Annotated in this window: 17 protein-coding genes; 8 read left to right on the top strand and 9 right to left on the bottom strand. The window is 56.8% G+C overall.

Going from position 1 to position 21,344, the window contains the following annotated elements:
- Positions 1-25: 25 nt before the first annotated feature.
- The 3 genes from RDV48_21750 to RDV48_21760 all read right to left on the bottom strand — a co-directional run bounded on the left by RDV48_21750 (position 26) and on the right by RDV48_21760 (position 3,413).
- Positions 26-1,039 (bottom strand): thermonuclease family protein, encoded by a 1,014-nt coding sequence (locus RDV48_21750; protein MDQ7825441.1) that lies wholly within the window; start codon positions 1,037-1,039, stop codon positions 26-28.
- Between the two features lie 113 nt (positions 1,040-1,152).
- Complete coding sequence (locus RDV48_21755; GenBank protein MDQ7825442.1) at positions 1,153-1,794, bottom strand: hypothetical protein; 642 nt, start codon at positions 1,792-1,794, stop codon at positions 1,153-1,155.
- 128 nt (positions 1,795-1,922) lie between these two features.
- On the bottom strand, positions 1,923-3,413 hold the full coding sequence (locus tag RDV48_21760) for a serine/threonine-protein kinase (protein MDQ7825443.1): 1,491 nt from the start codon (positions 3,411-3,413) through the stop codon (positions 1,923-1,925).
- A gap of 180 nt (positions 3,414-3,593) precedes the next feature.
- Between RDV48_21760 and RDV48_21765 the strand changes: the two genes are divergently transcribed.
- The 3 genes from RDV48_21765 to RDV48_21775 are packed head-to-tail and all read left to right on the top strand — an operon-like array spanning position 3,594 to position 4,837.
- Complete coding sequence (locus tag RDV48_21765) at positions 3,594-4,040, top strand: hypothetical protein (GenBank protein MDQ7825444.1); 447 nt, start codon at positions 3,594-3,596, stop codon at positions 4,038-4,040.
- Positions 4,041-4,060: 20 nt separating this feature from the next.
- Positions 4,061-4,585 carry a tetratricopeptide repeat protein gene (locus tag RDV48_21770; protein ID MDQ7825445.1) on the top strand — a complete coding sequence of 175 codons (525 nt, stop codon included), beginning with the start codon at positions 4,061-4,063 and terminating at the stop codon, positions 4,583-4,585.
- 57 nt (positions 4,586-4,642) lie between these two features.
- Positions 4,643-4,837 (top strand): hypothetical protein, encoded by a 195-nt coding sequence (locus RDV48_21775; GenBank protein MDQ7825446.1) that lies wholly within the window; start codon positions 4,643-4,645, stop codon positions 4,835-4,837.
- Between the two features lie 116 nt (positions 4,838-4,953).
- Here RDV48_21775 and RDV48_21780 read toward each other — a convergent pair whose 3' ends face one another.
- On the bottom strand, positions 4,954-5,454 hold the full coding sequence (locus RDV48_21780) for a DUF3592 domain-containing protein (protein ID MDQ7825447.1): 501 nt from the start codon (positions 5,452-5,454) through the stop codon (positions 4,954-4,956).
- Between the two features lie 259 nt (positions 5,455-5,713).
- Here RDV48_21780 and RDV48_21785 point away from each other — a divergent pair, with 259 nt between their 5' ends.
- On the top strand, positions 5,714-5,896 hold the full coding sequence (locus RDV48_21785) for a hypothetical protein (protein MDQ7825448.1): 183 nt from the start codon (positions 5,714-5,716) through the stop codon (positions 5,894-5,896).
- 67 nt (positions 5,897-5,963) lie between these two features.
- On the opposite strand, the gene RDV48_21790 is transcribed toward RDV48_21785, so the two are convergent.
- Entirely contained in the window at positions 5,964-7,565 is a 1,602-nt protein-coding gene (locus tag RDV48_21790; GenBank protein MDQ7825449.1) for a hypothetical protein, read from the bottom strand.
- Between the two features lie 310 nt (positions 7,566-7,875).
- On the opposite strand from RDV48_21790, the gene RDV48_21795 reads away from it, so the two are divergent.
- On the top strand, positions 7,876-9,753 hold the full coding sequence (locus RDV48_21795) for a S41 family peptidase (protein ID MDQ7825450.1): 1,878 nt from the start codon (positions 7,876-7,878) through the stop codon (positions 9,751-9,753).
- A gap of 23 nt (positions 9,754-9,776) precedes the next feature.
- Here the strand turns inward: RDV48_21795 and RDV48_21800 are convergent, their stop codons facing one another.
- The 4 genes from RDV48_21800 to RDV48_21815 form a co-directional block, all read right to left on the bottom strand.
- Positions 9,777-10,766 carry a CPBP family intramembrane glutamic endopeptidase gene (locus RDV48_21800; protein ID MDQ7825451.1) on the bottom strand — a complete coding sequence of 330 codons (990 nt, stop codon included), beginning with the start codon at positions 10,764-10,766 and terminating at the stop codon, positions 9,777-9,779.
- A 182-nt stretch (positions 10,767-10,948) separates the two neighbouring features.
- Positions 10,949-11,581 carry an FHA domain-containing protein gene (locus RDV48_21805; GenBank protein MDQ7825452.1) on the bottom strand — a complete coding sequence of 211 codons (633 nt, stop codon included), beginning with the start codon at positions 11,579-11,581 and terminating at the stop codon, positions 10,949-10,951.
- A 36-nt stretch (positions 11,582-11,617) separates the two neighbouring features.
- Positions 11,618-12,169 (bottom strand): DUF134 domain-containing protein, encoded by a 552-nt coding sequence (locus tag RDV48_21810; protein MDQ7825453.1) that lies wholly within the window; start codon positions 12,167-12,169, stop codon positions 11,618-11,620.
- A 149-nt stretch (positions 12,170-12,318) separates the two neighbouring features.
- Positions 12,319-13,725 carry an ATP-binding protein gene (locus RDV48_21815; protein ID MDQ7825454.1) on the bottom strand — a complete coding sequence of 469 codons (1,407 nt, stop codon included), beginning with the start codon at positions 13,723-13,725 and terminating at the stop codon, positions 12,319-12,321.
- Positions 13,726-13,879: 154 nt separating this feature from the next.
- Here RDV48_21815 and RDV48_21820 point away from each other — a divergent pair, with 154 nt between their 5' ends.
- The 3 genes from RDV48_21820 to RDV48_21830 are packed head-to-tail and all read left to right on the top strand — an operon-like array spanning position 13,880 to position 21,260.
- Positions 13,880-14,953: a tetratricopeptide repeat protein gene (locus RDV48_21820; GenBank protein MDQ7825455.1), complete on the top strand. Its 1,074-nt coding sequence runs from the start codon at positions 13,880-13,882 to the stop codon at positions 14,951-14,953.
- Complete coding sequence (locus RDV48_21825; protein ID MDQ7825456.1) at positions 14,950-20,274, top strand: DUF6079 family protein; 5,325 nt, start codon at positions 14,950-14,952, stop codon at positions 20,272-20,274. Before RDV48_21820 ends, RDV48_21825 begins: the two co-directional genes overlap by 4 nt.
- A gap of 47 nt (positions 20,275-20,321) precedes the next feature.
- Positions 20,322-21,260 (top strand): SEC-C metal-binding domain-containing protein, encoded by a 939-nt coding sequence (locus RDV48_21830; GenBank protein ID MDQ7825457.1) that lies wholly within the window; start codon positions 20,322-20,324, stop codon positions 21,258-21,260.
- Positions 21,261-21,344: the final 84 nt, after the last annotated feature.

The following is a 21,344-nucleotide window of genomic DNA, read 5'->3' on the forward strand; positions in this document are numbered from 1 at the left end:
CCGGAGGCGGATATCGGCAGAGAGCTTACTCCCTGGCGCCGTATTTCCTGAGGATCTCCGCCGCATCCTTTTTCCTGCTCCGCAGCGCGCAGCCCAGCGGTGTCCTGCCCTCCCTGTCCCTTATGGCACTGTCGGCTCCCTTCGAGAGAAGGACCTCCACCACCTCGGCAGCTCCCCTGCTGGCTGCCCAGTGAAGGGGGGTTTTGCCAGACTTGGTATCCTTTTGATTCACCTTCGCACCTTTGGAGATGAGGAGCAGCACGAGGCCCTTCTGCCCGTATGACGCGGCGTAGTGAAGGGCTGTCCATCCCCGGGAATCGGCAGCCTTCACATCGGCGCCTTTCGCGATGAGAAGCTCCGCCGCTTTCTGGTTCCCCTGCACCGAGGCGCTCTGCAGGAGGGTCTTCCCGTTCCGGTCCTTCTCGTTCACCATCTCAGGGTTGAAGGTGAGGAGCTCCTTGAGCTTCGAGAGATTATTTTCTCTCACGGCAGAGACGAAGTCATCAATCTCCTCATAGCCTCTTATGGTCACCTTCTGGTGGCGGTAATCCCAGGGCGCCTCGGCATCGGCCATGGCCCAGAGCCCCAGCTTTTTTGCCCTGGCATCCTCCTCTGCCCTGGCAAGCTCCGGATCCTTGGAATAGTGCCTGTAATGCCAGGCGAGTCCTGCCTTGACCAGCTCGAGCGAGAGATCCTTCCCCTTCACAATAACTCGCGCGACAGTCCTTTTATATCTGTCATGGGTGACTATGTTTACCGTGACATTCTGGCTGAGCACCATGCCGGCGGTGAACTTCTTTGCCCTGGTGCCGAAGGGCTGCCCTTTCTCGGGGCAGTCCACTCCTTCCAGGCGCACTTCCACGTCACCGCTCTGGCCCTGGCAAAAGACCAGTATGGTGTCGCCGTCGATCACTTCATCACAGCGGCCGGTAAAAGATTCCGAAAAAGCCGGCTCGCAGGTGAACCACAGAAGCATCAGGGAGAGAATCAGTAGAATTCGGGTGAAGACCTTTCCGCCCGGCCCCACTTGGAATGCCATTCCTTGCCGCTCCATACCGCTGACCTCTCTTTCACCCTCTATAAAAGCACACAAGGCAAAAAGTGACAGCGGCCCTTTCAGGCATGCCAGGCTCGGGCGGGGTCCCCCCCACGCTATTCGTAGATACCTTCCTTCGGAGTGTACATCATAGGCCCCCGGTTGCCTCTCACTCTTGAAGGAAGGTTGCAGTAAAGAGTGTATGTGGAGAGATCGCGGCTTGTCTCATAGGCGAATTCAAGCTTAAAGCCATACCTGCTCTCGTAGAATCTCTTTTCATTCTCGCTGAGCGGGCTTCCGGCGGGTGAAGGATACTCTTTCATATAGCGGGGCAAGAGCTCTCCCAGGCGGGATGGAAATTTCCCCTCATGGTCAAGGGAATAGCGCTCGAGGGCCATTCCGACGTCCTTCATCCTGGACTTCAAGGCGGTTACATGGTAAGAGAGAAAAGGCCTTATGGAGAGCACGGTGCTCCATGAGAGAAGCAGCAGCACCAGGATGGCGGCAAGAACGGCCTTTCTCGCAGAGGGGAGAGGAGCGCCCTGGAAAAGCCTCCTGAAATCCTCTCTGAAGATGACTCTCAGGGTGGCGAAAAGAAGCACCGTAATGAACAGGTAGAGCATTCTCACGGTGATGTTATAAGGGACATTTATCATGAACAGCATCACGAGGAGCAGGTCCAGAAAATAGTAAGTCTTGTTTGAGAGCAGATAATAGTTTGCCGCGTAAAGAGCCACGATTGCGCTGTAAATCCACACGGGATTCAATGATGAATAGACGCTGAGTCAGGCCTCGCAGGCAAAGCATGGGGCAGAGAGCAGCACTGTGCCCGTCATGAACGCGGCAAAAGCCAATGTCACCTTCTTCATTTTTTCACCTCCTTGGATCACGGTCCTGTTCCCTGCTGCCTTCTCCTGATCATGAAGTAAAGCGCGGCGCCGCAGAGAGCGGCGATGGAAAGCGAAGCCACTGCCTTGACCAGCATGGTGTTTCCCAGGGTGAGATAGGAGAGGGGAAACACCAGGACGGCAACGGCGATGAGAATTAACGGCGACACGTCTCTCCCCTCCTGGAGCTCATCGGCGGCAAGGAGCTCCTGGACTTTTGCGAGCTCCTGCCCGAGAGGCAGAAGACTCTGGTACCTCTCATCAGGATTTCTCCTGAGGCATTTCATGACGACCCCCTCGAGCTCCGGGGAGACTTTCCGGTTGAATTTTCTTAAGGCGGGAAAACTGAAATGAAAGCTCTGGAGGTCCTGGAGAGAGAGAAGATAATAGAGGGTGGCGCCGAGCGCATAGATATCGGACCGCCCGTCTGTCTGCCCCGCTCCGTACTGCTCGGGAGGCGAAAAGCCGGGAGTCCCGTAAATATGGGTGTCCCTCTCCTTTTCAGGATCGTAGAGCCGCGCTATCCCGAAATCGATGAGGCGGGGCTTCCCCCTCTCGGTGAGTATGATATTGGAAGGCTTCAGGTCCCTGAAAATCAGGGGACGGGGCTCTCTGCCATGAAGATATTCCAGGATCTGCACGATCTCCATGGCAAGGTCCACCGCCCGCCTGGCATCATATGGGGCCCCTGCCCCGGCGACCAGGCTCTCCAGGTTTTCGCCCCGCACGGCTTCCATGACAAGAAAGAGCGATTCCCGCTCCGTGAAATACTCTATCACCTTGGGGATGGCAGGATGATTGAGGGCCGAGAGGATGGCGCATTCCCTCTCAAAGAGCTTGACTGTCTCTTCGCGCTCTTCGATGCCGGCAGCAGCGGTGCTGACCTCCTTCATCACCCATTCCACGCCGCCGGCAGGGTGCTGAAGGTCATGCACGAGATAGACGGACCCCGTCGCGCCGCAGCCTATACCCCTCACGATCCTGTAACGCTCTTTCACCGTGTCGCCGGGCTTCCTTTCAAAGAGGGGAGTGCCGCTCTCCTTCGCGGTGTCCTGCCCGCCGCGCTGCTGCGGCGCCTTTCCTTCCTCATCGGCAGGCCGATGGGTGGCGAAGAGGCTGACAAGGGCAGCCAGCGACAGCAGCAGCGAAAACAGCGGCAGGGGAGTATGCCAGATCGAGTCCATGAACAGCGCGAACAGAATCAGCACCGAGATGAAATGAAGGGCTGCGCACCCTTTCGCCCACGGGAGGCTCCTGTAGCTTCTCCAGGCAGTGAGAAGTCCTGTGATCCCGGGGAGAATCGTGAAGGCAAATTTATAGGAATCATTCCATCCCATGCGGATTTGATCAGCGAGCATGGGAAAGAGCAGCACGAAAACAAGGGTGTACACCACGCCGTTGGTTCCCGCCGTGAGCGTGGGAAGCATCACCGGGAAAAAGGGAAGAGCTTTTCGCGCCCTGCGCTTTGCTCCTTCTGTGCGGTGCTCCATGGTACCCCCCGGGAGAAAGGCCATTCTCCCCCCTGGAAATTGTAACCAATAAGGGGATGCAAAGTCAAGCGCTCTTCTTTATTTGTCATTTTTTTAGGATTCCGGGAGGGCATCTCTGTTTTTTCTGGAAGATCCATAGTGAGTCGGCTGTCAGAAGGCAAAGGACGGAGGTGAGCTGTCATGAGCAGTTTTATGGAGGATGTCGAGAAAGGCATCTATCACTTCAACAGGTACATAGATTTTTCCGCAGAGAGCCTTGAGTTCATCGCCTACAATGTCCTGGGGCCCGTCATAATCGGGACATCGAGAGCAAGCCAGAGCAACAGGGGCAAGTTTCTCACCACCCTCGCCGTGAGGGACTTTCTTTCCGAAGGCTTCAGCGACGACGGAGTCAATCTGAGAAACCTCCACAGGATCTTTCATTACTGCCCTGACAATGCGCCTCCCGAAGGATGCGTGATGGCCGAGGCTGACGATTACAAGACAGCCCTCAAGAACCACAGGAAAACCATCAGCGACTATATCAGCGAGCTCGAGGACGAGGAGTATATCGGGCTCTTCGAAGAATACGAGCACTACGGCGAGTTTGAAGGGGAAGATGACGAAGAGACCCCTGAATGCCCATAAGCCGCCTCCAGGGAAAGAATATGAAAAAACATCTGAAGACTGCCTGCCTGGTAATCGGCATTGTCATGTTTGTCGGAGCGGCGCTCTTCGCCGGGATGATCTGGTATTTCTACTCTCAAATCTCCACCCCTGAGCTCACGAAGCTCACCGAGGCTTATCGGCTTATGGGCGAGAATCAGCACGAGAAGGCACTTGCTGTCTGCGAGGAGCTGCTGAAGAGCAAGCCGGACTATTACCCGGCGCAGCAGTGCAAGGGAGACATTCTTGTGCAGATGAAGCGCTATGATGATGCTCTCCTGTATTTTGACGGGATCGCGAAAAAGGATCCCCAGAACGCCTATGCCCTTGTGAGGAAAGCCGACGTGCAGGCAATGACGAAGCACTCCAGCGAGGCCCTCGCCACCTATGAGAGCGCCCTTGCGATCTCTCCGGGCTCATGCGATGCCTGGCAGGGGAAAGGTGATCTGCTCACCTCCATGGGAAGACTGGAAGAAGCGTTGAAAGCCTATGACACGGGCCTCTCCAAGACAGAGGGGATGACCTGAGGAAAAACCCGCGCGGCAAGTGGGCTCCTTGCCGGCAAAGGTGAAGCACTCTGCAGGATGGGCAGAAAAGAAGAGGCCGCCCGGTGCCTTGACGAGGCGCTGAAACTCGACGGTAAGAATAACCGGGCAATCAATTGGAAAGCCATCGTGGAGAAAAACCTGGAGCCTCCGCCGGGAGAAGCGGAAGCCCCTGAGCCTTCACGGGAGCAGGTAAAAAAGACCCCTGGAAAGGCAAAGACGCAGAACCCCTGAGTAAACCGGCCTGCCGGGAGCGCCCGCACAGCGACCGAAGCTCCCGCGCAGGGAAAGCTTCTCAGCCACCGAAAAGTGTCAGGTGCGGCAGTGATCCCACGAAACTTTATTAGCAGTTACTTCTTTTTCCCCAAGAAAAATGTATATCCAATGAACAGCAGAAGAATGATGAATACAAAGGAATACCCTATCACAAGGTAGCTTTCTGACGGGACGCTGGTATCGAGAACCGCCTGCGCGGGATTGTTCGGGTTCACATAACAGGTGGTTTCAGAGTCTCTGGGAAAGCGCCTCATCAAATTCACCCCTCTGCCGCTCAGGCTATAGGTGCTTGATTGATGTTCTCTACCCATGTAACGATAACGGTAAGTAATCCCGTCAACCGTCGATGCATCAACGGTGCACGTTGCCCTTATCCAGTTTTTTGCTGAAATCTCTGTGAGAGCCCCGGGGAGAAGGAGCAGGCAGCACAGCAGAGAAGTGATGCCCGTCAATGCCATGAGTATCCTGCCTATAAGGCAGCCCGCGGTTTTCCTGTTTTCGCAGTATTCCTCATAGGACTTGTTTGCCTCTTCTATTGAGCTTCCTATATTATCTATCATGTCATCTGCGCCCATAGCTCCAACCTCCGGAGAATTATTTTTTCAAGACATGGTTCATTATGGGACACGACGAATCCTTTTGTAGAGGTGATCAGCCTGTTTTCATTCTTTTCAGGAGAGCACCCTATGACAGGCAGTCTTTTATGATAAGAGCACAACATTCCCGGGGATAAGGAAAAGGAATTGATGAGGGAAATACCGTAATAATTTCTTGCTGATTCGCGGGTATGGCAGAAAGTAAATTAATTTGCGTACAGAGGGAGGGGAAACCGCTATGATGAGAGGTGACTGGAAGCTCATCATGATTGTTGCGACACTTATCACCCTTGGGTTAACGGCACTTTTCTATGGAAATGCGGGCGATCAGAGAGGGTGTCTCTTTTTTCTCCCCACTATTGTGGTGGTATGGTTACTCTACATCGTTGTATTCAAAAACCGCTTTGGCAACCTCAAGTAACGCGGAAAATTTTCCGGGAAAGAAAAAACCTGCGCCATAAAGGACAGGACCGCATGCGGCGCCCTCTTTACTTATAATCCCCCAGCTTTCCCCTGGGCACCTGGCAGCCGGGAAGGGCGAAATCCACAAGCTCATAGAGAGGCTTGGCGCCGAAGGATTCGAGATATTCTCCGCGCATGAGCTCTGCGAACCTCTCATAACAGCCCTCATGCCTCAGCATTTCGGCAGTCTCCCTTTCCAGGCCCCCTGCGAGTGCAAGGGCGATGGTGAAGGACCCGTCTATGGTCTTCACGTCCGCGACAGAGGTGCCGTCGTTGGTCCCCCCCTCGCCGGCGCCGAGGGGGCCCTGCATCCTGTCGGCCTGCAGCATGTTCAGAAGCCACGCAAGGCCGTAATCTCCTTTTATCTCACTGCGCGTCGCCACGCACTCAAGCACGAGGGGGAAGGCGCCGTAAAGGGCAAAGGTGTGGTTGTTCCTGAGAGGCAGGCTTGTGATGTCCTCGATGCCTGCCTTGTCGATATAGGCATCGCGGCTCAGAAGGCACGAGGTGGCAAAGCCCGGGTATCCCCTCTCGCGGGCATTCTGTGTGCGTATCTGCTCCCTGATGCGGAAAAGGCTCCTGTACTCGTGGAGATCACGGAGGGGAAGCACAAGGTATGCCCACTCTTCATGGGATGATCCATACCACCCCTCCCACGTGGTGCCGTACTTATTCTCAATGCGCTTCATCCTTATGTCGCTCCAGATCCGCTCCGCGGCGCCGGCAGGGAGTCCCTTCCCGAAGAGGCATACATACATGATCAGCATCATTCCCTCGTGCACGCCATGCTCTCCGGTGAGGTAGAGCAGTTTTCCGGGAGCATGCCCATAAGCGTACCCGCCTCCCGGAAGAGCGGTGAACCTGATGTCTGCTCTTACCTTTCCTGCCTTTGCGTCATAGAAAATCGGCACCACATTCTCCCTTATCCTGGCATTGTAAGCGTGGTATCTTTTGGCAAGAGCGCTGTAGCTATTGCGGGCCAGGACCCGCTCGGCCACGAGGAGTGTCCAGAGCCACTCCCCGTTGTCCAGGCCCGGGAACTCGTTCCGCCAGTCCCTGGTGGGTTTCACCTCGTCCTCGCAGATGTACCACGGGAGATAACCGGCATAGCCCGGGTTCTTCTTCAGGAACTGCTCGTAGCCGTCCATCTTTCTCTCCAGTATCTTTAACGCTTCCTGCGGTGCCCCTGAAGGATCTTTCGGCGATACCACCAGTGCGGCCCTGGAATCTCCCGTGAGGGCCTTCACGCAGAGCGCCACGTCGAGGCATTCCTTGGAAGGGGCAGAGAAGAGGCGCTGGCTCCCGGGCTTCCCCGTGATTTTGTCAAGGTTGAAGCCGTCATAGGAAAACCCTGTCCCGGGATGCCGGACAATGGAGAAGAATTCGCCCTCGTGGACAAGGTAGTTCTTTATGAAGTCCTCGGCCTTTTTCTGGTCGCTGAATACCTCATCAACAGTATAGTCCCTGGCAAAGCGCCAGGAGTGGCGGCTTCCCGCGTTCTCGGCACTGCAGGCGGCCTGGAGCGGGAAAATCAGGAATCCGAAGAAAAGGCATAAAAACGCGAAAAACACAGGGTTGCGGGCCCTCCGTGCTTCAGGTAATTCTCTTCTATGGTGACGATAGTGCATTGCTGCCGCTCCTCTCTGTGATGGTTTTTAGAAAGCGGGGCCCATGAAGGCTGCCCGCCTGAAAACGCCGCCGTCTGAATAATTATATACTCTGAGCTAAGGCTCCTGTAAAATGGGGACAGACTCTGATATTTACGATTTGTTCACACAAGGAGAACCCTGAAGGGCAAGCATGAAGGTTCAGGGCCTTTCTACTCTCGAATTATCATGCCATGCACATACTTGCTCTCTGCGGAAGCCCTCGAAAGAACGGGGTCACCTCCCGGCTCGCACAGGAGCCTCTGGCGTCCTGCTCGGAAAAAGGCCATCAGTGCGACACGCTGCACCTGGCGAAGAGATTATAGGGAAAGATGAGGAAAACGACATGCGCTTCATGAAGAACTGGTGGATAATCGCTGCATTGATGGCATGCGGCTCTCTTTTGACCTGCGATGTCTTTGCAGAACAGGCCAGCCCTCAGAAAGCCATATATAAGGTGAAATTCTACCGCGGCGACTACAAGGAGCGCCAGCAGAAAGCCATTGCCGATGGTGCAGTCTGCTATGTTGAGCAGCATTTCAACGCCACAGAAGACCCCGTGACGAACTACACCATGGTCCTCATCACCGACACCGCCTCGGCTTTCACCCGCTCCTGGGCCCAGTACTATGCCGATACCCTGTCAGAGAAGCTTTCCCTGAAGAAAGGGTATGACAACGGCATCAAGCTGCTCAAAGACGGGGACAGGGGGTATGGCAACCTCCGGCACTCGGCCATGCCGGCAATTCTGCTGGAGCCTTTTTTCCTGTCAAATCCCACGGGGCTTTCATGGGCTTCTTCAAAGCGGGATCTCCTCGCAGAGACCCTTGTGGAGAGCATTCATAGATTTTTCCCCCAGGGAGGGCTTGTGGCCTTTTCCGTGGGGCATCGCTATAAAACATCGAGGCCTGATGACAGGGGAGCGGGGCCTTACGGGGGAGTCAGTGAGACAGAGCTCATCGAGCCCGTCATGGAGCAGGCCGCGCGGATTCTGGATCCCTCGGCGTCACTCCCTTCCGAGGAAAACAAAGCCCGCTATTCTCCTGTATTTGATGAACTGTGCAGGACGGTGGCAGAACACTTCTACAATCCTGACTTTGTGACGAATGAATTCCCCCCCCTCAGGGAGCGCTGCAGGCAGAAAGCCACGAACTCTTCCTGCGACAGGGAGTTTTCCTCCACGGTAAACGCCATGCTCAGCGAATTCCATACTTCCCACACGGCCTATTACACAAAAGATGATGCCTCCTATTACCAGCTCGCCTCTATTTTCAAGGGCTCGGACGAGGTGAGGAAAATCTTCGGGGAGCATGAGATCCTCTATCCCGCCACAGGCCTCCTCACCAGGGAGCTGGAGGGGAAGACCTTTGTGGTGTCAGTGCTTGCAGGGAGCGCCGCAGAGCAGGCGGGGATTCTGCGGGGTGATGAGATCGTGGCTTCTGGCGAGAAAAACTTTCTCACGATGGAGGATTTCAAAGGGAAAGACGGCCTTCCCCTGAAAATCAGGAGAACCCGGAAAGAAGAACCCTTCGCGGTAAAGCTCGCTCCTCCCATGGTGGACCCCTCGAAAGAATTCCTGGAAGCCCAGCAGAAGAGCGTGAAGATTTTTGACGAGGGGCGGAAGAAGGTCGGCTATGTCCATATCTGGTCCTTCGCGGGGGACGAATATTACAAGGCTCTCTGCGACGCCCTCGTTGACGGGGCGCTGAAAGATACCGACGGCCTTATCCTGGACCTGCGGGAAGGCTGGGGCGGAGCTTCTCCCTCATATCTCGGCGTCTTCAACAGGGACATCCCCCTCCTCGTCATGATTGACCGGAAGGGAGCAAGGCACACTTTCGACTCGGTATACAGAAAGCCCGTGGTCGTGCTGATCAACGGCAGATCAAGGAGCGGCAAGGAGCTTCTCGCATACGGCTTCAAGAAATACGGGCTCGGCACCCTGATAGGCGAGAAGACCGCAGGGGCCACCATGGCGGGGAGAGTCTTCGCCCTCTCCGACGGCTCCCTGCTCTTCCTGGCGGTATGCGCCACGAGGATAGACGGGGAAGAGCTCGAGGGGAAAGGCGTGGCGCCCGATATCGAAGTGCCGCAGGAAGTCCGGTATTCAGGGGGAGAGGACCGGCAGCTCAGGAGAGCGCTGGAGTGGATGAGAGAAACGCTGAAATGAGCCGCGGCAGGCTGCTCAGCATTTCAGCCGGCTGCATGGCGGCGCTCCCACATCCTGTCAGTTATGATAACGGTCACTGCCCATATAAGGATGAGAAGATCGAAGAACATGGGCCCACGGCCGCTCTGGGCCGGCAGGATCTGCGGAAAAGCATCTATGGATGCATGAAACACGACTGCTATGAGGAGATTTCCTCCTGATCGATTGTAAAGCCACGTAAATACAATGACTCCCGGCAGGAATTCCACAAACCGCAGGGCGATCTGCACGGTATCAAAGGGGTAGAATCCTATGAAATAGAGCGGTATATGCCATAACTGCCAGAAAAATCCGAGGATAATACTGGCCACTATAGGGTTATAACGAGCCTGGAGCCGGGGAAGACCAAAACCGCGCCATCCCGGCTCTTCCTGCAGAGGTCCGCCCAGCAGGAATATCGTGATATACAGGATTACCGCAGAGAGAGGCTTGATTGAGGCCAGTTCGGCAAAATAAGGGGTCAAGAGCCGGGCACCGAAGATTTTGTCGAGCAGACTGCTTCCAATGAGCAGTAAAGGCCAGGAGAATAGAGCTATAAGATACCATACAGGGCATATCCTCCATGCTCCTAAAGAGGCCATCATATCCTGTACACCGGCATTCCGGGCCAATACACCGGAGATAACAAAAGCCGAGAGCACCGAAAGGATGGCACATAAGAGAAGAAACAGAGGATCCTTCGGATCGCCTTTCAGGAGCGGCCACCACGCTGCAAAGGGAAATATGACGCACACCAGCAGGGCAAAGAATCCCCAGCGTTTCACAAGGGGAATTCCGCTTGACCCATTATTCAGTATTGACGATATGACGATGGCGGCGATGGCGGGCCCAAAGGCCCCGATGACAGAGATGAGCAGCAGGTGAGAGGTATTTTTTACCGGAAAGAAGAGAAGGCAGAGCCAGACTATCCAGGAACAGGCAAAGGCGGTGAGGAAGAATGCGGGGAGGGGATACCGCCGGGCTATTTCTTTCATAGGAATAGTCTCCCCTTTCGTAAAGATCTTAATGTGGCAGGAATTGGCTCTTTATGGAAAAAATCCAGGTTCTTCATGGGCTTATTTTACCATGAAACACAATGAAAGGCCACTCGCATGCCTGGCTATCACAGGGAGAATCCCGATAGAGGCAGGCATCTGCAAAAGGAGCAGGAGAGCGCCTATATCCTGAACACCAGCTCTGTCTTTCCCAGGATGAGCCGGTCATTGTCTTTCAGCGCCTGCGGCAGGCCCTTCTGCGCTTTCGTCCTGTTGATGAAGCTCCCGTTCGCGCTGCCCATGTCTTCAAAGAGGTACTGGCCGCCTGCCTGCGTGATCATCCCGTGGCGCCTGCTCAGATAGGATTCGGGGTCGTCGCCGGTGAGGTCCAGGTCAGGATAGATGCCGTCACAGGGGCTTGCCCTCCCGATCACCATCCTTTCCTTAATGAGAGGGAACTCTTTCCCTGAGGCCGCAAGGATGAGCCTGGGTCCATGGATCGACGGGGAAGCCGGGGGCGCTATTCCCGCCCGCGTGGCGCCAGGGGGAGTGGGCACTGCCGCAAGCGATGAGCCGCAGTCCTCACAAAAAGCCGCATGTTCGGGGTGGTCACTTTTGCAGACGGGGCACTGCACAATCCTGGCGCCGCCCTGAGGCGCTTCTGTCGCCTGCCCTTCCCCACCCTGATATGCTGCCGCCGTTAGCCCTTCCCCATAAGTCGTAGGAGCAGGTGCCGCTGAACGCAGATCGTAGCCGCAGTCATCACAATACACGGCACCTTCAAGATTGACTGCGGAGCAATTAGGACATCTCATGGGTATCCCTCCCTGTTTCCTTGTGTTATGCAGGACTCAGTGCCACGGCGGCTCATGGGCGTCTTTTGTGCTGTAGGGAACGATGACGGCAAAGGGCAGGCACCACCACTGCCACCACGCTATCACCAGCCTGAGCCTCCAGGTAGATGAGAGTATCACCGCGTTCTGAAGTGACCTGGGGAGCGGGATTATCTTGAGGGAATTTGCTCCGCAGTCTTCACAATAGATCATCTTGTGAGAGTCGTAGTAATCCATGAATATGGCGCCGCACTGCACGCAGAGCAGAATGCCGGTGCCGCTTATCTCAATGGCGCCGCCCCCTACTTTCAGAGTATGACCGCTCACAAGGGCATCGGCGACTTTGCGCCTGGCTGTTTCTATGATCCTTCCGAAGGTCTGCCGCGAGACCCCCATCAGCTCTGCAGCCCTGGCCTGGTGGAGTCCCTCGAGATCTCCCAGGCGCAGGGCCTCGAGCTCATCAACAGCGAGGGTTACTTCCCTGCCGGAAGCGCGGGATGGATCCAGGGGCGCAAAAGAGGTGGAATCGGGGTATTCATGGATTTTCCGGCGGCTGCGTGGTCTTACCATTATTTCCTCTTTCAGGTACTAGTGGGGGATAATTATGAGCATATGCTCATAATTAAAGTATAAAACAGAAATATTCTTTTGTCAATATCTGTCTGCCATATGACATTGGCAGGGATCGGTCTGACAGGCCTCAGGCTTCCGGGACTTTTTCACAAGAGAGCCAGAAAATAGGCTGCAGGGGCCAGAAGCACATTTTCATGCGATGCAAAGGTATTTCTTGTGAGCATAATGCCTCCTCCATGCTTTTTCAGCATTTTGGCGTTCTCCGGATTCACTCTTGCCTGGTATTTCACCTCCAGAAGCGCGGCATTCTTCTGGCCCTCGAAAATGGCGAAGTCAATCTCTTTTTCCTCCCTGAAAAAGAAGATATTCTCCCCGCATTTTCTTCTGAGATGGGAAGCGACAAGGCTTTCCACCATATACCCGTAATATGAAGAGTCCTTAAAGAATTCTTCACAGGCAGCGCAGGGATCGGGGTATCCCAGAGCCCATGCCCTCAGACTATGGAAAATGAAGGGATCCCTGAAATAGACCTTTTTAGGGGAGCGGGGGGTCCGGAAAGGCTTTCCACCTCCGCCGATCCGGTAAAAGATATCTATTATGAAGCAAGACTCAGCATCTTCCAGGTACTCTCTCACCGTCGGATGAGTTCCCGCATAGGTTTCCCTCGCTATATCTGTCCATTCAAAGGGATTCTCTCTTCTCACAAGGAGCCATTGCATAATCTCGCGGAAAATGCTTTCTTTTCTCCCTATTCTCTGCATATCGCCAAGAAAAGCATCGCGGTAGATTTTGTAAATATCAGGACGCAGGTGAGTGAAGGCATGAAATTGATTGATTGATCGGGGGAATCCCCCTGTCTTGAGATAAGAGTCAAGCAGTGGAGCAATAAGCTCACTGCTCAGAGAGACTTCCTCAAGAGAGGCTTTCAGTATCTTTTTATTCCAGCCCTGAAACGGCGGCAGGGCAGACTTGAGATCTTCCCTCACTGCAAGCAGATATTCTCTGAACGTCAGGGGGAATAGAGGGATATCCAGGCCTGAGCCTCTTCTCCCTGGCAGCCTTTCTGCGCCTCTTCTCATTCCCATCATGTGGGAGCCTGTGGCAAAGAGGGTAACTCCCCTGAGCTTTCCCTCTTCTGCAAGAATCTTTATCCCTTTCTCCCAATCCCTTATGGAGGTTGCCTCATCAAGAAAAATATGCACTCTCTCATCGCTGTCCGCTCTGATCCAGGAGATATACGCTCTTATGATGTCCGCAAGCCTCTGAGAAGTGGAGGGAGCAGCCTCTTCGCAGTTGAAATAGAGGACCCTTCGGGGAGCAATGCCCCTGCTTTCAATGAGCGCTCTCATCATCAGTCTGAAGGATGTGGTCTTCCCGACCTGCCTCGGCCCGAAGACCACATGGACGGCATCCTCTTCGGTATTTACAGAGCCGATATAAGCCGGATACCATTTCAAAGAGGCTTCTTCAAATTCCCTGATATAGAAGTCGCCAAGGAGCGCTTCTTTTTTCACCCACCAGGGATTTTGCCTTCCGAGAATCTCCAGTTCCATATTGTGAAAATCTCATTTTCATAAAATAGTATTTTGTGAAAATCTCATTTTCATTGTAACATATCAAGGCGCTGCCGTCAACGAAAAATGCTTCCGGAGCTTTAGTCCTGACCTCCGCAGAAGGGATGCTCCCGTCACCGGAGAACACTCCTTCATGACCGATCACTCCCACGATCAGCTCTTCCAGGAGGCCCACGCCCTCAAGAAGGAGCGGCGCTACAGGGAGGCCCTGCCCCTCTATGAGGAGCTTCTCAGGGGCGGCTTCAGGAGCGCCTTCTTTCTCTCGTCGGCGGCCCACCTTTATTTTCTTCTGAAGGAATATGAGAAGGCCCTGGAGCTCGTCGAGAGCTCGCTCCATCTGAGGCCCGGCGAGCCCTTCACCCTGAGCCTCAAGGGGAAGCTCCTGCTGGCTCTCGGTTACAGGGACGAGGCCCTCACCCTTTACAGGGACCTCTCGACAGCCCCCCTGCCTGCGGCGACGGCAAGAGACGTGGTGATGTTTCTCTCCCGCAACGGGGCTCCCGGCGAGGCTTCAGCCTGCCTGGAGAGGCTCATTGCCCGCGATCCATCCCGGAAGGAGCTCCAGCTCCTGAAAGCCGACATGGATAAGATTCAGCATGGCACAGGCGCACAGAGCGGACCGCCCGTGGCCAATGCTTCCGACGGCGATCTCTACGCCCGCCAGATCGAGGCCAGGATAAGGGAGCTTCCCCGGGAAGAGGCCCTCGGGGAGCTTGCCACCCTCATGACCATCCCTTCACGTCGTGAAAATCTTCGCCTCATGAAGCTTCATGCCAGGATGCTCTATGAGGCGAAGCGCTACAGGGAAGCCTATGAAGCGTACGAGGAGCTCTGGAAAAAGGAGCCCGGCGACAGGTTCGCCCTGAGCCAGATGGCCTTCGCCCTCGTGCACACAGGCGAGTATGAGCGCTCACGCCCCCTCCTCGAGGAGATCTTCACCATGGAGCCTGAAAATGTCTACGTGAAGAATTCCCTCATCAAGGCTTACCGGGTCACCGCCACGGAGGAGCATGGCATCCTTTTTCTCCAGGGCATCATCGCACGCCATCCCGCCCTGCGCCATCTCTGGGGAGATATCAGGAAGCTCTCGAAGCCGCGGGAGCCTGAAGGCACGGCGAAGCCGCGCGGTTCCGGAGGCGCGCGGAAGACGCGGAAATCCGCAGACGGGATCCCTGCGCGAAGAAGAAAGGAAACCGGTAACCTATGAGCACGGCGGAACAGAAAGAAAAAACAGGCGCCACGGTAGGCGATCTCATAGAGGTCCCGCAGATCAGGACGGTGATCCAGCTCCTTGACGCCCGGAGTGAAAACCGCGACACCGCCCGGGAGATCGCCGAAACCTTTGTGATCACCGAAGAGATCGAGGGATATCTCAGGGAGTTCCTGGAGGCCATGGCACGCCCCTCCGGCGCGGGCGCCTTCCTGAAAGGCCACTATGGCTCAGGAAAGAGCCATTTCCTCTCATACCTCTCCATGGTGATTGAGGGAGACACCGGGGGGATCACCCTCACGGAGCCCCTCCGTGAAGCCTTGGAAAAACTGGGAGGGAAGCGCTGCTTCACCGTGCTCATTCCCCTCTTCCTCTTCAATGCGGGGGAGAGCCTCGAAGAGATCGTGCTGATCACCTGCCAGAAAGCGCTCGGGGCAGCCCTCAAAAAAACGGTGAACCTCTCCAGGAGCGCCATGCTGCTGGAGTCATTCAACACCTACATCCTTCCAAGAGAGGCAGGCTTTCTCAAAGGCCTCTCCCTCACCGGGGAAGGGTGGCGCTCCCTCTGCGCCGGCTCGCCTCATGCCGCGGCAGAGAAAGCCCTTGCCTACCTCGAGAGCCTCCCTTCAAATCCCCTGAGCCTCCATTATGACCGCCGCGAAGCCTTCGGCACCATGAACAAGCTTCTGCGCTCCCATGGCTACCACGGCCTGGTCCTGATAATCGACGAGCTTTCCGAGTTTCTGAGAGCCAAGCCCTCGGCGAGGGAGTTCAACGAAGACATAAGGGCCCTTCAGTTCATGGGCGAATGGAGCGCCCATGAGCCCCTCTGGATCATATGCTCTCTCCAGGAGCAGATCGAGGACGTGGGCTACATCGAGCAGGACATGTTCCGCCGCATCAAGGACCGCTATAGCCTGCGCTTCAGCCTCTCGACCCGCCACATAGAGAGCCTCATCGAAAAGCGAGTGCTGATAAAGCGCCAGGGAAGCCGCGCCGCCATCGACGGCATCTTCAGGAAGCTTCTGGGCTCCTTTCCCCATCTCACCCTCACTTCAGAGTACTTTTACAAGATATACCCCGTCCACCCGGCCACCCTGGCGATGCTGGAGCACCTCATGGGTCTCTTCTCCCAGCACCGCGGCATCGTGGATTTCCTCAGGACCGCCGTGGGCGGCGACCGCAGGCGCGGGATGCCATCACTGCTCGAAGAGCCCTCCGACAGGCTCCTTACCTGCGACGCCATATTTGATCATTTCCAGGAGAAGATCAGGGAGACCGTGGAAACGGCACCCTATTACACCGTGGCATACCGCTCGCTTGAAGAGGACATCGGGCGGATCTTTGAAAAAGAGCGCGACAGAAAAATGGCCCTCAAGATGGTGAAGATCATGATCCTCTCGGAGCTCTCGCCCCTGGAGAAGCGCAAGTCAGCGAGGGAGCTCGCCGATCTCGCCGTCGAGCGCGTGAGCGCCCTCGACGCCTCGGTAAATTACGACTATGCGCGGGAAGTGATTCTTGACAGGCTCGTGAGGGAATCGGGATACGTTGCCAGGGAGCAGGCGCCGCAGGAGGATGCGCCGCGTTATTATATCAACCTCACGGCCAACGTGGCTTCTCTCGTGCAGAAAAAAACGAGGGAGGTCCTGAGGACCATAGAGATGGACAGCGTCACCTGGCGGGCCATCCTCTCCATGGTGAATGTCACCTCTCTCCCCCTCAAGGAGCACCTTGAAGGAAAGAGCGGCCCGCGCCGCATCTATATGAAGTGGGATTGCACGGCCCGCGAGGGATGGCTCCTCCCTGGTGATCTCACCGAAGTGATGCCCGGGGAATTGGAGCACCTTGAAGGCACCCTGCGCGGCTCGGAGCAGGATTTCATCATCCTCATGGGCTTCCCGGGAGGCTCTGAAGCCCAATGGCGCCACCTCCAGGACCTCTTCACCTACGTGAAGAGCTCACCTTATGCAGGGGCGATCATGGGCTGGGTCCCCGCAGCGCCCGACGCCAGGGAGCTTGAGGCCCTGTCCGTCACCTATGCCCATGTGCTGATGCGCGGGCGCCTCACCGACAGCCCCGAAGACCGGGAGACAGCCGCCCACCTTGACGAGCTCGCAGGAAAAGAACAGGCATACCTCCGCGAGATCATCACAAGCCTCTATTTCAAGGGGAGCCTTCTCTCTGCCACCGGGGAAGTGCCTCTCTCGCCGAAAGATCTGGAGCACCTCCACTTCTCCAGGCTGGTGCAGCAGCTCCTGACAGGCGCTTTCGAGGCCCTCTACCCCAGGCACAGGGAGGTGAGGCCCCTCTCTGACGGCTATAACCAGGCAATGCTTGAAAAAGCCTCGGCCCTCCTCTTCCAGGGCTCCAGGCTTCCTGCCAGGGAGGCTGAGGAAAAGGGAGTCACCGCCACTATTGAATCGGCCATGGTGCCCATGGGCCTCGTGAAGCGCTCCCAGTCGAGCTACGCGGTGACGGCAGACCCTTCAAAGACTCCTTTCCTCGCCGAGCTGCTCAGCTATCTCATCGCGGGGAAGCCCGCTCCCCTTGATACCATCTACATGAAGATGCGCAAAGGCCCCTTCGGCGTGATAAGGCCCCTCTTCAACACCGCCGTCGCCTTTCTCATCCATACGGGCCTCCTTACGCCTTACAACGGCCTCATCGTCACCGCTGCACCCTCGTTGAAGAAGCTTTTTTCCTTCGAGATAAATGCCGTGGGGGAAGGGAGGCTCATTGACAGGGAGCTTCAGGACTACCTCGGCGCGGCATCCTTTCTCTGGGGAAGCGAGACGGAGACTTTACCCCTCACGATGGTGACGCAGAGGATCCTGTGGGACAAGGCCGCCGCCACCCTCAAGGCCCTCTCCGAGAAAATGAAGCGCCTGCGGGAGACACTTGCCCATGTGAAAAGCTACAGCGTCGCCGCATTGCTTCCCATGGGGGACCTTGAGTCCGCCACCGCCCTCATGGAGGATTTTCTTGCCGCAGTCCCCCTCAGCGCCGATTCAAAGCGCGGCCTGGAGCTCATCCTGGGAGAGATCAGGGAAAGGCCCGAGATACCTGAAGCATGCCTGAAGGTGGAAAAGCACCTCGCCTTTCTTTCAGGCGACTTTGAGGTACTGCAGCGCCTTCACGGCTATCTCGCCAACCCTATGCTCTCCATCCCCGGCGAAGGCACCTGGGGCAAGCTCGCCGAAAGGAAAGCACGGTCACAGGATTTGTTATCCAGGGCCGGTGAGGCCATAACGCGCGGCGAGGCAGGGGGTCTCTTCTCAGAGGTCCAGCTCTTCATCAAGGAGTACCAGGATCACTACTGTGACGCCCACGAAGCCTATTACCGCCACCCCCATTTCCAGGAATGGGAGGCCATTGCGGGCTCCAGAGAATACGCCGTGCTGAGGAGGCTCTCGCGCCTCTATGGCCTGGAGGTGGCCCACGACATCATAAGGATCCAGCAGCTCATGAACGATCTTCCCAGGCAGTGCTGCAGGATGGTCCGCGAAGAGCTTGCCCTGGGCGTCAGGTGCTCCTGCGGCTACCGCCTCGGCGACGAGCTCCGCGGGATGCCTCCCGATACCCTCAATTCCCTTATGCTCGAGGGGATTGAGGAATACTGCCGCTGCCTCCACGAAGGGCCCCAGAGAGAAAAGATAGAGCTTTACGCCGCCGGCCTGAGGGATGCGGGGAAAAGGGAGCAGGCTGCCGTGCTTGCGAAGCTTCTCGCTCCCGGCCCCCCGGCCGTGAAAGAAGCCCTGGCCCTCTTTTCCGAGGATGTGATCGAACTGATATACCGTGCTCTTTTCACGAAAATCCAGACCGTGGAGCGCGATATCGACAAGCTCTGTGATGACCTGAAAGGGAGGCGCTTCACGCCGGGCCGCCTCAGGGAGCATATCGAGCGCTGGCTTGATCTCCCCGATCTTCCCGCCGCCGGCGGTGAAGAGCTTTACCTCCATGTCGTGTCGCCCCGCAGCGATGACCGGTTCTCCCTCTGGGAGGGGTACGACGCCGTGAGGGCCGTCGTGAGGGAGGAGGGCCGCCGCTTCCTTCCCGCCTTCTATTCCGCCCTTTTCCTCCACCGCCATGGCCTGGCCGAAGACTCGGCCTTTCTTGCCACCCGCTTCAAGATAGACAGGGGACGGCTCGAGGCGGTGGAAAGGGCCGGCCGGGAGGCTCTCGAGGTGCAGAACCGTTATGATGATGTCCTGCGCGCCGAGAAGACGCTCATTGAGGAAGGGGAGGCAGAAGAGCTGATGGCGGAGACCGGGGTGGACCGCTGCGATACCGAAGGGCTCATGCACTTCCTCAGGCGCGGCATGGCCTTTCCCTTCATGGCGCGAAGAGCCGGCGAGCGGCTTCTCTCCTTCTACAGCTCTCTTGATGAGCTGCCGCAGATTGATGGCGCCCTGTCGCTGCTGGAAAAGCACTGCACACCTTACGAGATGTGCTGGGGGGAAGCCCCGTTCCTTGGCTCGTGGCTCAGGGTGAAAGGGAAAATCCTGGAAAGTGAAGGCGTTGACCGCCAGGAGCCCCTCGATGAGTTCAGAACCGTCATCGCGCCTCTTGCATATTCACTGGAGGAGCTCCGCTCATACCAGTTCAGGTGCGAGCTTCTCTCCGAGGGGGCCTGGCGCTCCCTGGAGCGCCAGGTAAGGCAGATTCAGAAGGATCACCGCGAGAGGTTCCATGACTTCGTGAGCCGCGGCCTGGCGCCGTCGCTGAAGGATTTCGCGTCCCGGGTCTTCGCTCCCCTGCGCCGCCGGAACCGGCGAGCCCCCGCCTTCATCGTGATCTTTGACGGGATGCGCCTTGACCTCTGGCGCTTTCTCGAGCCCCTCTTTGCCGAAATCCTGCCTTCCCACACAAAAGATGAGCAGTGCCTCGTGGCCGCGGTGCCCTCCGACACCGCCACAAACCGCCCCTGGCTTCTGGGCGCTCCCGCCGGCGCGTGCGAGGGAACCCTCGGGAGCGAGGCATTCACCCTGGTGAAAGCATCGGAAAAGGCCGTCAAGCGCGGCACCCTCGACGAACTGATAAAGAACGACGTCCCCCTCAAGGTCCTCCACTTCAATTTCATTGACGACCGCCTTCATCATTGCGACACCCCCCTCCCCGAGCTTTACGAGGGCCTCCGCTCGGAGTTCCTGGGCACCGTGGCCCCGCACCTGAAAAAGCTCCCCCGCGAGAGCCTGGTGATGCTCGTGTCCGATCACGGCTTCGAGTACACCTTCGGGAAGAAGAGCCCTTACCGCCACGGAGGCGACTCGCCCCAGGAGAGGGTGGTGCCGTGCGTGAGCTTTCTGCCCTGCCCTTGAGGCACAGGAGCCCGGCAAGAAATTCAGATGAAAGAGAGGCACAAACAATGATCGATGAAGATCGGCTCCCCGATTTTGTGACGTTTTTCTCCTCTCCCGGGCGATTCGACTTCTCTCCCATATACTGCAGAAATGCGGAGTGCGCGAGAAGCCACGTCTTCCTGAGGTTCCGGGAGCTCAACTCCCGGCGTAGGCCCCTGCGGGGAGGGCTGACGCTCACCATCGACCTCGATCTTGCCACCGGCAGGGAGAAAAAGCCTCCCGCGCGCCCCGACCCATTGCAGAGAATGGCGGAGGAATTCCTGAACAGGATGCCGCAGTGGATGCTTGAGAAGCTCCGGGCCCTGGGAAAAGAGCGGAGCGACATCGCGAAGAGAATCGAAAGCCATGTCATCGATGCCGGGGACCTGGAGCGGGGCGCACTTATCGCCTATAACGACATTGCGAGCGAAAAAAAGAGCGTCATCAGCGGCGGCGAAGCCTGTTTCAGGAGAATAATCATCAACGGCGAGGAGTTTGTGATCGAGGATCTCTATTGCAGCAAGCCCTCGTGCAGATGCAGGGAGGCGTACCTCTCGTTCATGAAGCTCTCTGAATATCGGAAGGGAGAGCTTGAGCTAAGGGAGCTTTTCTCTGCGACGGTGCCCTTCAGGGGACGGCCCGCCGTGAACAGGCTTTTTGACTTTGACGTCGGGAAGGCCGAGGCGATTCTTGACCTCTTTCTGAAGGAGCGGCCCGGAGTCAGAAAGATCCTCAGGGAGCGCTACGACATCGTCAAGGCTGTTGCAGAAAGAAGCCTGAAAGCGCACCGGAGCGTAAAGCCGCCGCCCACTCCGCCGCCTTCCGCCTCTGCCCTGATGAGCCCCCTGGGTGCCATCGCCCCCCCCTTCTTCCCCGCCCCACAGGCCTCTGCGGTGAAAACGGGGAGAAACGAGCCCTGCCCCTGCGGGAGCGGCAGGAAATACAAGAAGTGCTGCGGGAGGTGAAGGCGGCGGGGAATTTCAAGTGGGCTCCTGTATCATTGATGAAGGTTGATGACCCGGGAGAGGTGGAGAGTCTGCATGAGAAGA

The sequence above is a fragment of the Candidatus Eremiobacterota bacterium genome (assembly GCA_031082125.1).
In the GTDB taxonomy this organism is placed as follows: Bacteria; Vulcanimicrobiota; CADAWZ01; order CADAWZ01; family Ess09-12; genus Ess09-12.

Coding starts and splice junctions, on each gene's coding strand:
- RDV48_21770 (MDQ7825445.1), top strand. CDS start 4,061: ATGAAAAAACATCTGAAGACTGCCTGCCTGGTAATCGGCATTGTCATG.
- RDV48_21810 (MDQ7825453.1), bottom strand. CDS start 12,169: ATGGTAAGACCACGCAGCCGCCGGAAAATCCATGAATACCCCGATTCC.
- RDV48_21815 (MDQ7825454.1), bottom strand. CDS start 13,725: ATGGAACTGGAGATTCTCGGAAGGCAAAATCCCTGGTGGGTGAAAAAA.
- RDV48_21785 (MDQ7825448.1), top strand. CDS start 5,714: ATGATGAGAGGTGACTGGAAGCTCATCATGATTGTTGCGACACTTATC.
- RDV48_21820 (MDQ7825455.1), top strand. CDS start 13,880: ATGACCGATCACTCCCACGATCAGCTCTTCCAGGAGGCCCACGCCCTC.
- RDV48_21750 (MDQ7825441.1), bottom strand. CDS start 1,039: ATGGCATTCCAAGTGGGGCCGGGCGGAAAGGTCTTCACCCGAATTCTA.
- RDV48_21790 (MDQ7825449.1), bottom strand. CDS start 7,565: ATGCACTATCGTCACCATAGAAGAGAATTACCTGAAGCACGGAGGGCC.
- RDV48_21775 (MDQ7825446.1), top strand. CDS start 4,643: ATGGGCAGAAAAGAAGAGGCCGCCCGGTGCCTTGACGAGGCGCTGAAA.
- RDV48_21780 (MDQ7825447.1), bottom strand. CDS start 5,454: ATGGGCGCAGATGACATGATAGATAATATAGGAAGCTCAATAGAAGAG.
- RDV48_21825 (MDQ7825456.1), top strand. CDS start 14,950: ATGAGCACGGCGGAACAGAAAGAAAAAACAGGCGCCACGGTAGGCGAT.
- RDV48_21800 (MDQ7825451.1), bottom strand. CDS start 10,766: ATGAAAGAAATAGCCCGGCGGTATCCCCTCCCCGCATTCTTCCTCACC.
- RDV48_21765 (MDQ7825444.1), top strand. CDS start 3,594: ATGAGCAGTTTTATGGAGGATGTCGAGAAAGGCATCTATCACTTCAAC.
- RDV48_21830 (MDQ7825457.1), top strand. CDS start 20,322: ATGATCGATGAAGATCGGCTCCCCGATTTTGTGACGTTTTTCTCCTCT.
- RDV48_21760 (MDQ7825443.1), bottom strand. CDS start 3,413: ATGGAGCACCGCACAGAAGGAGCAAAGCGCAGGGCGCGAAAAGCTCTT.
- RDV48_21805 (MDQ7825452.1), bottom strand. CDS start 11,581: ATGAGATGTCCTAATTGCTCCGCAGTCAATCTTGAAGGTGCCGTGTAT.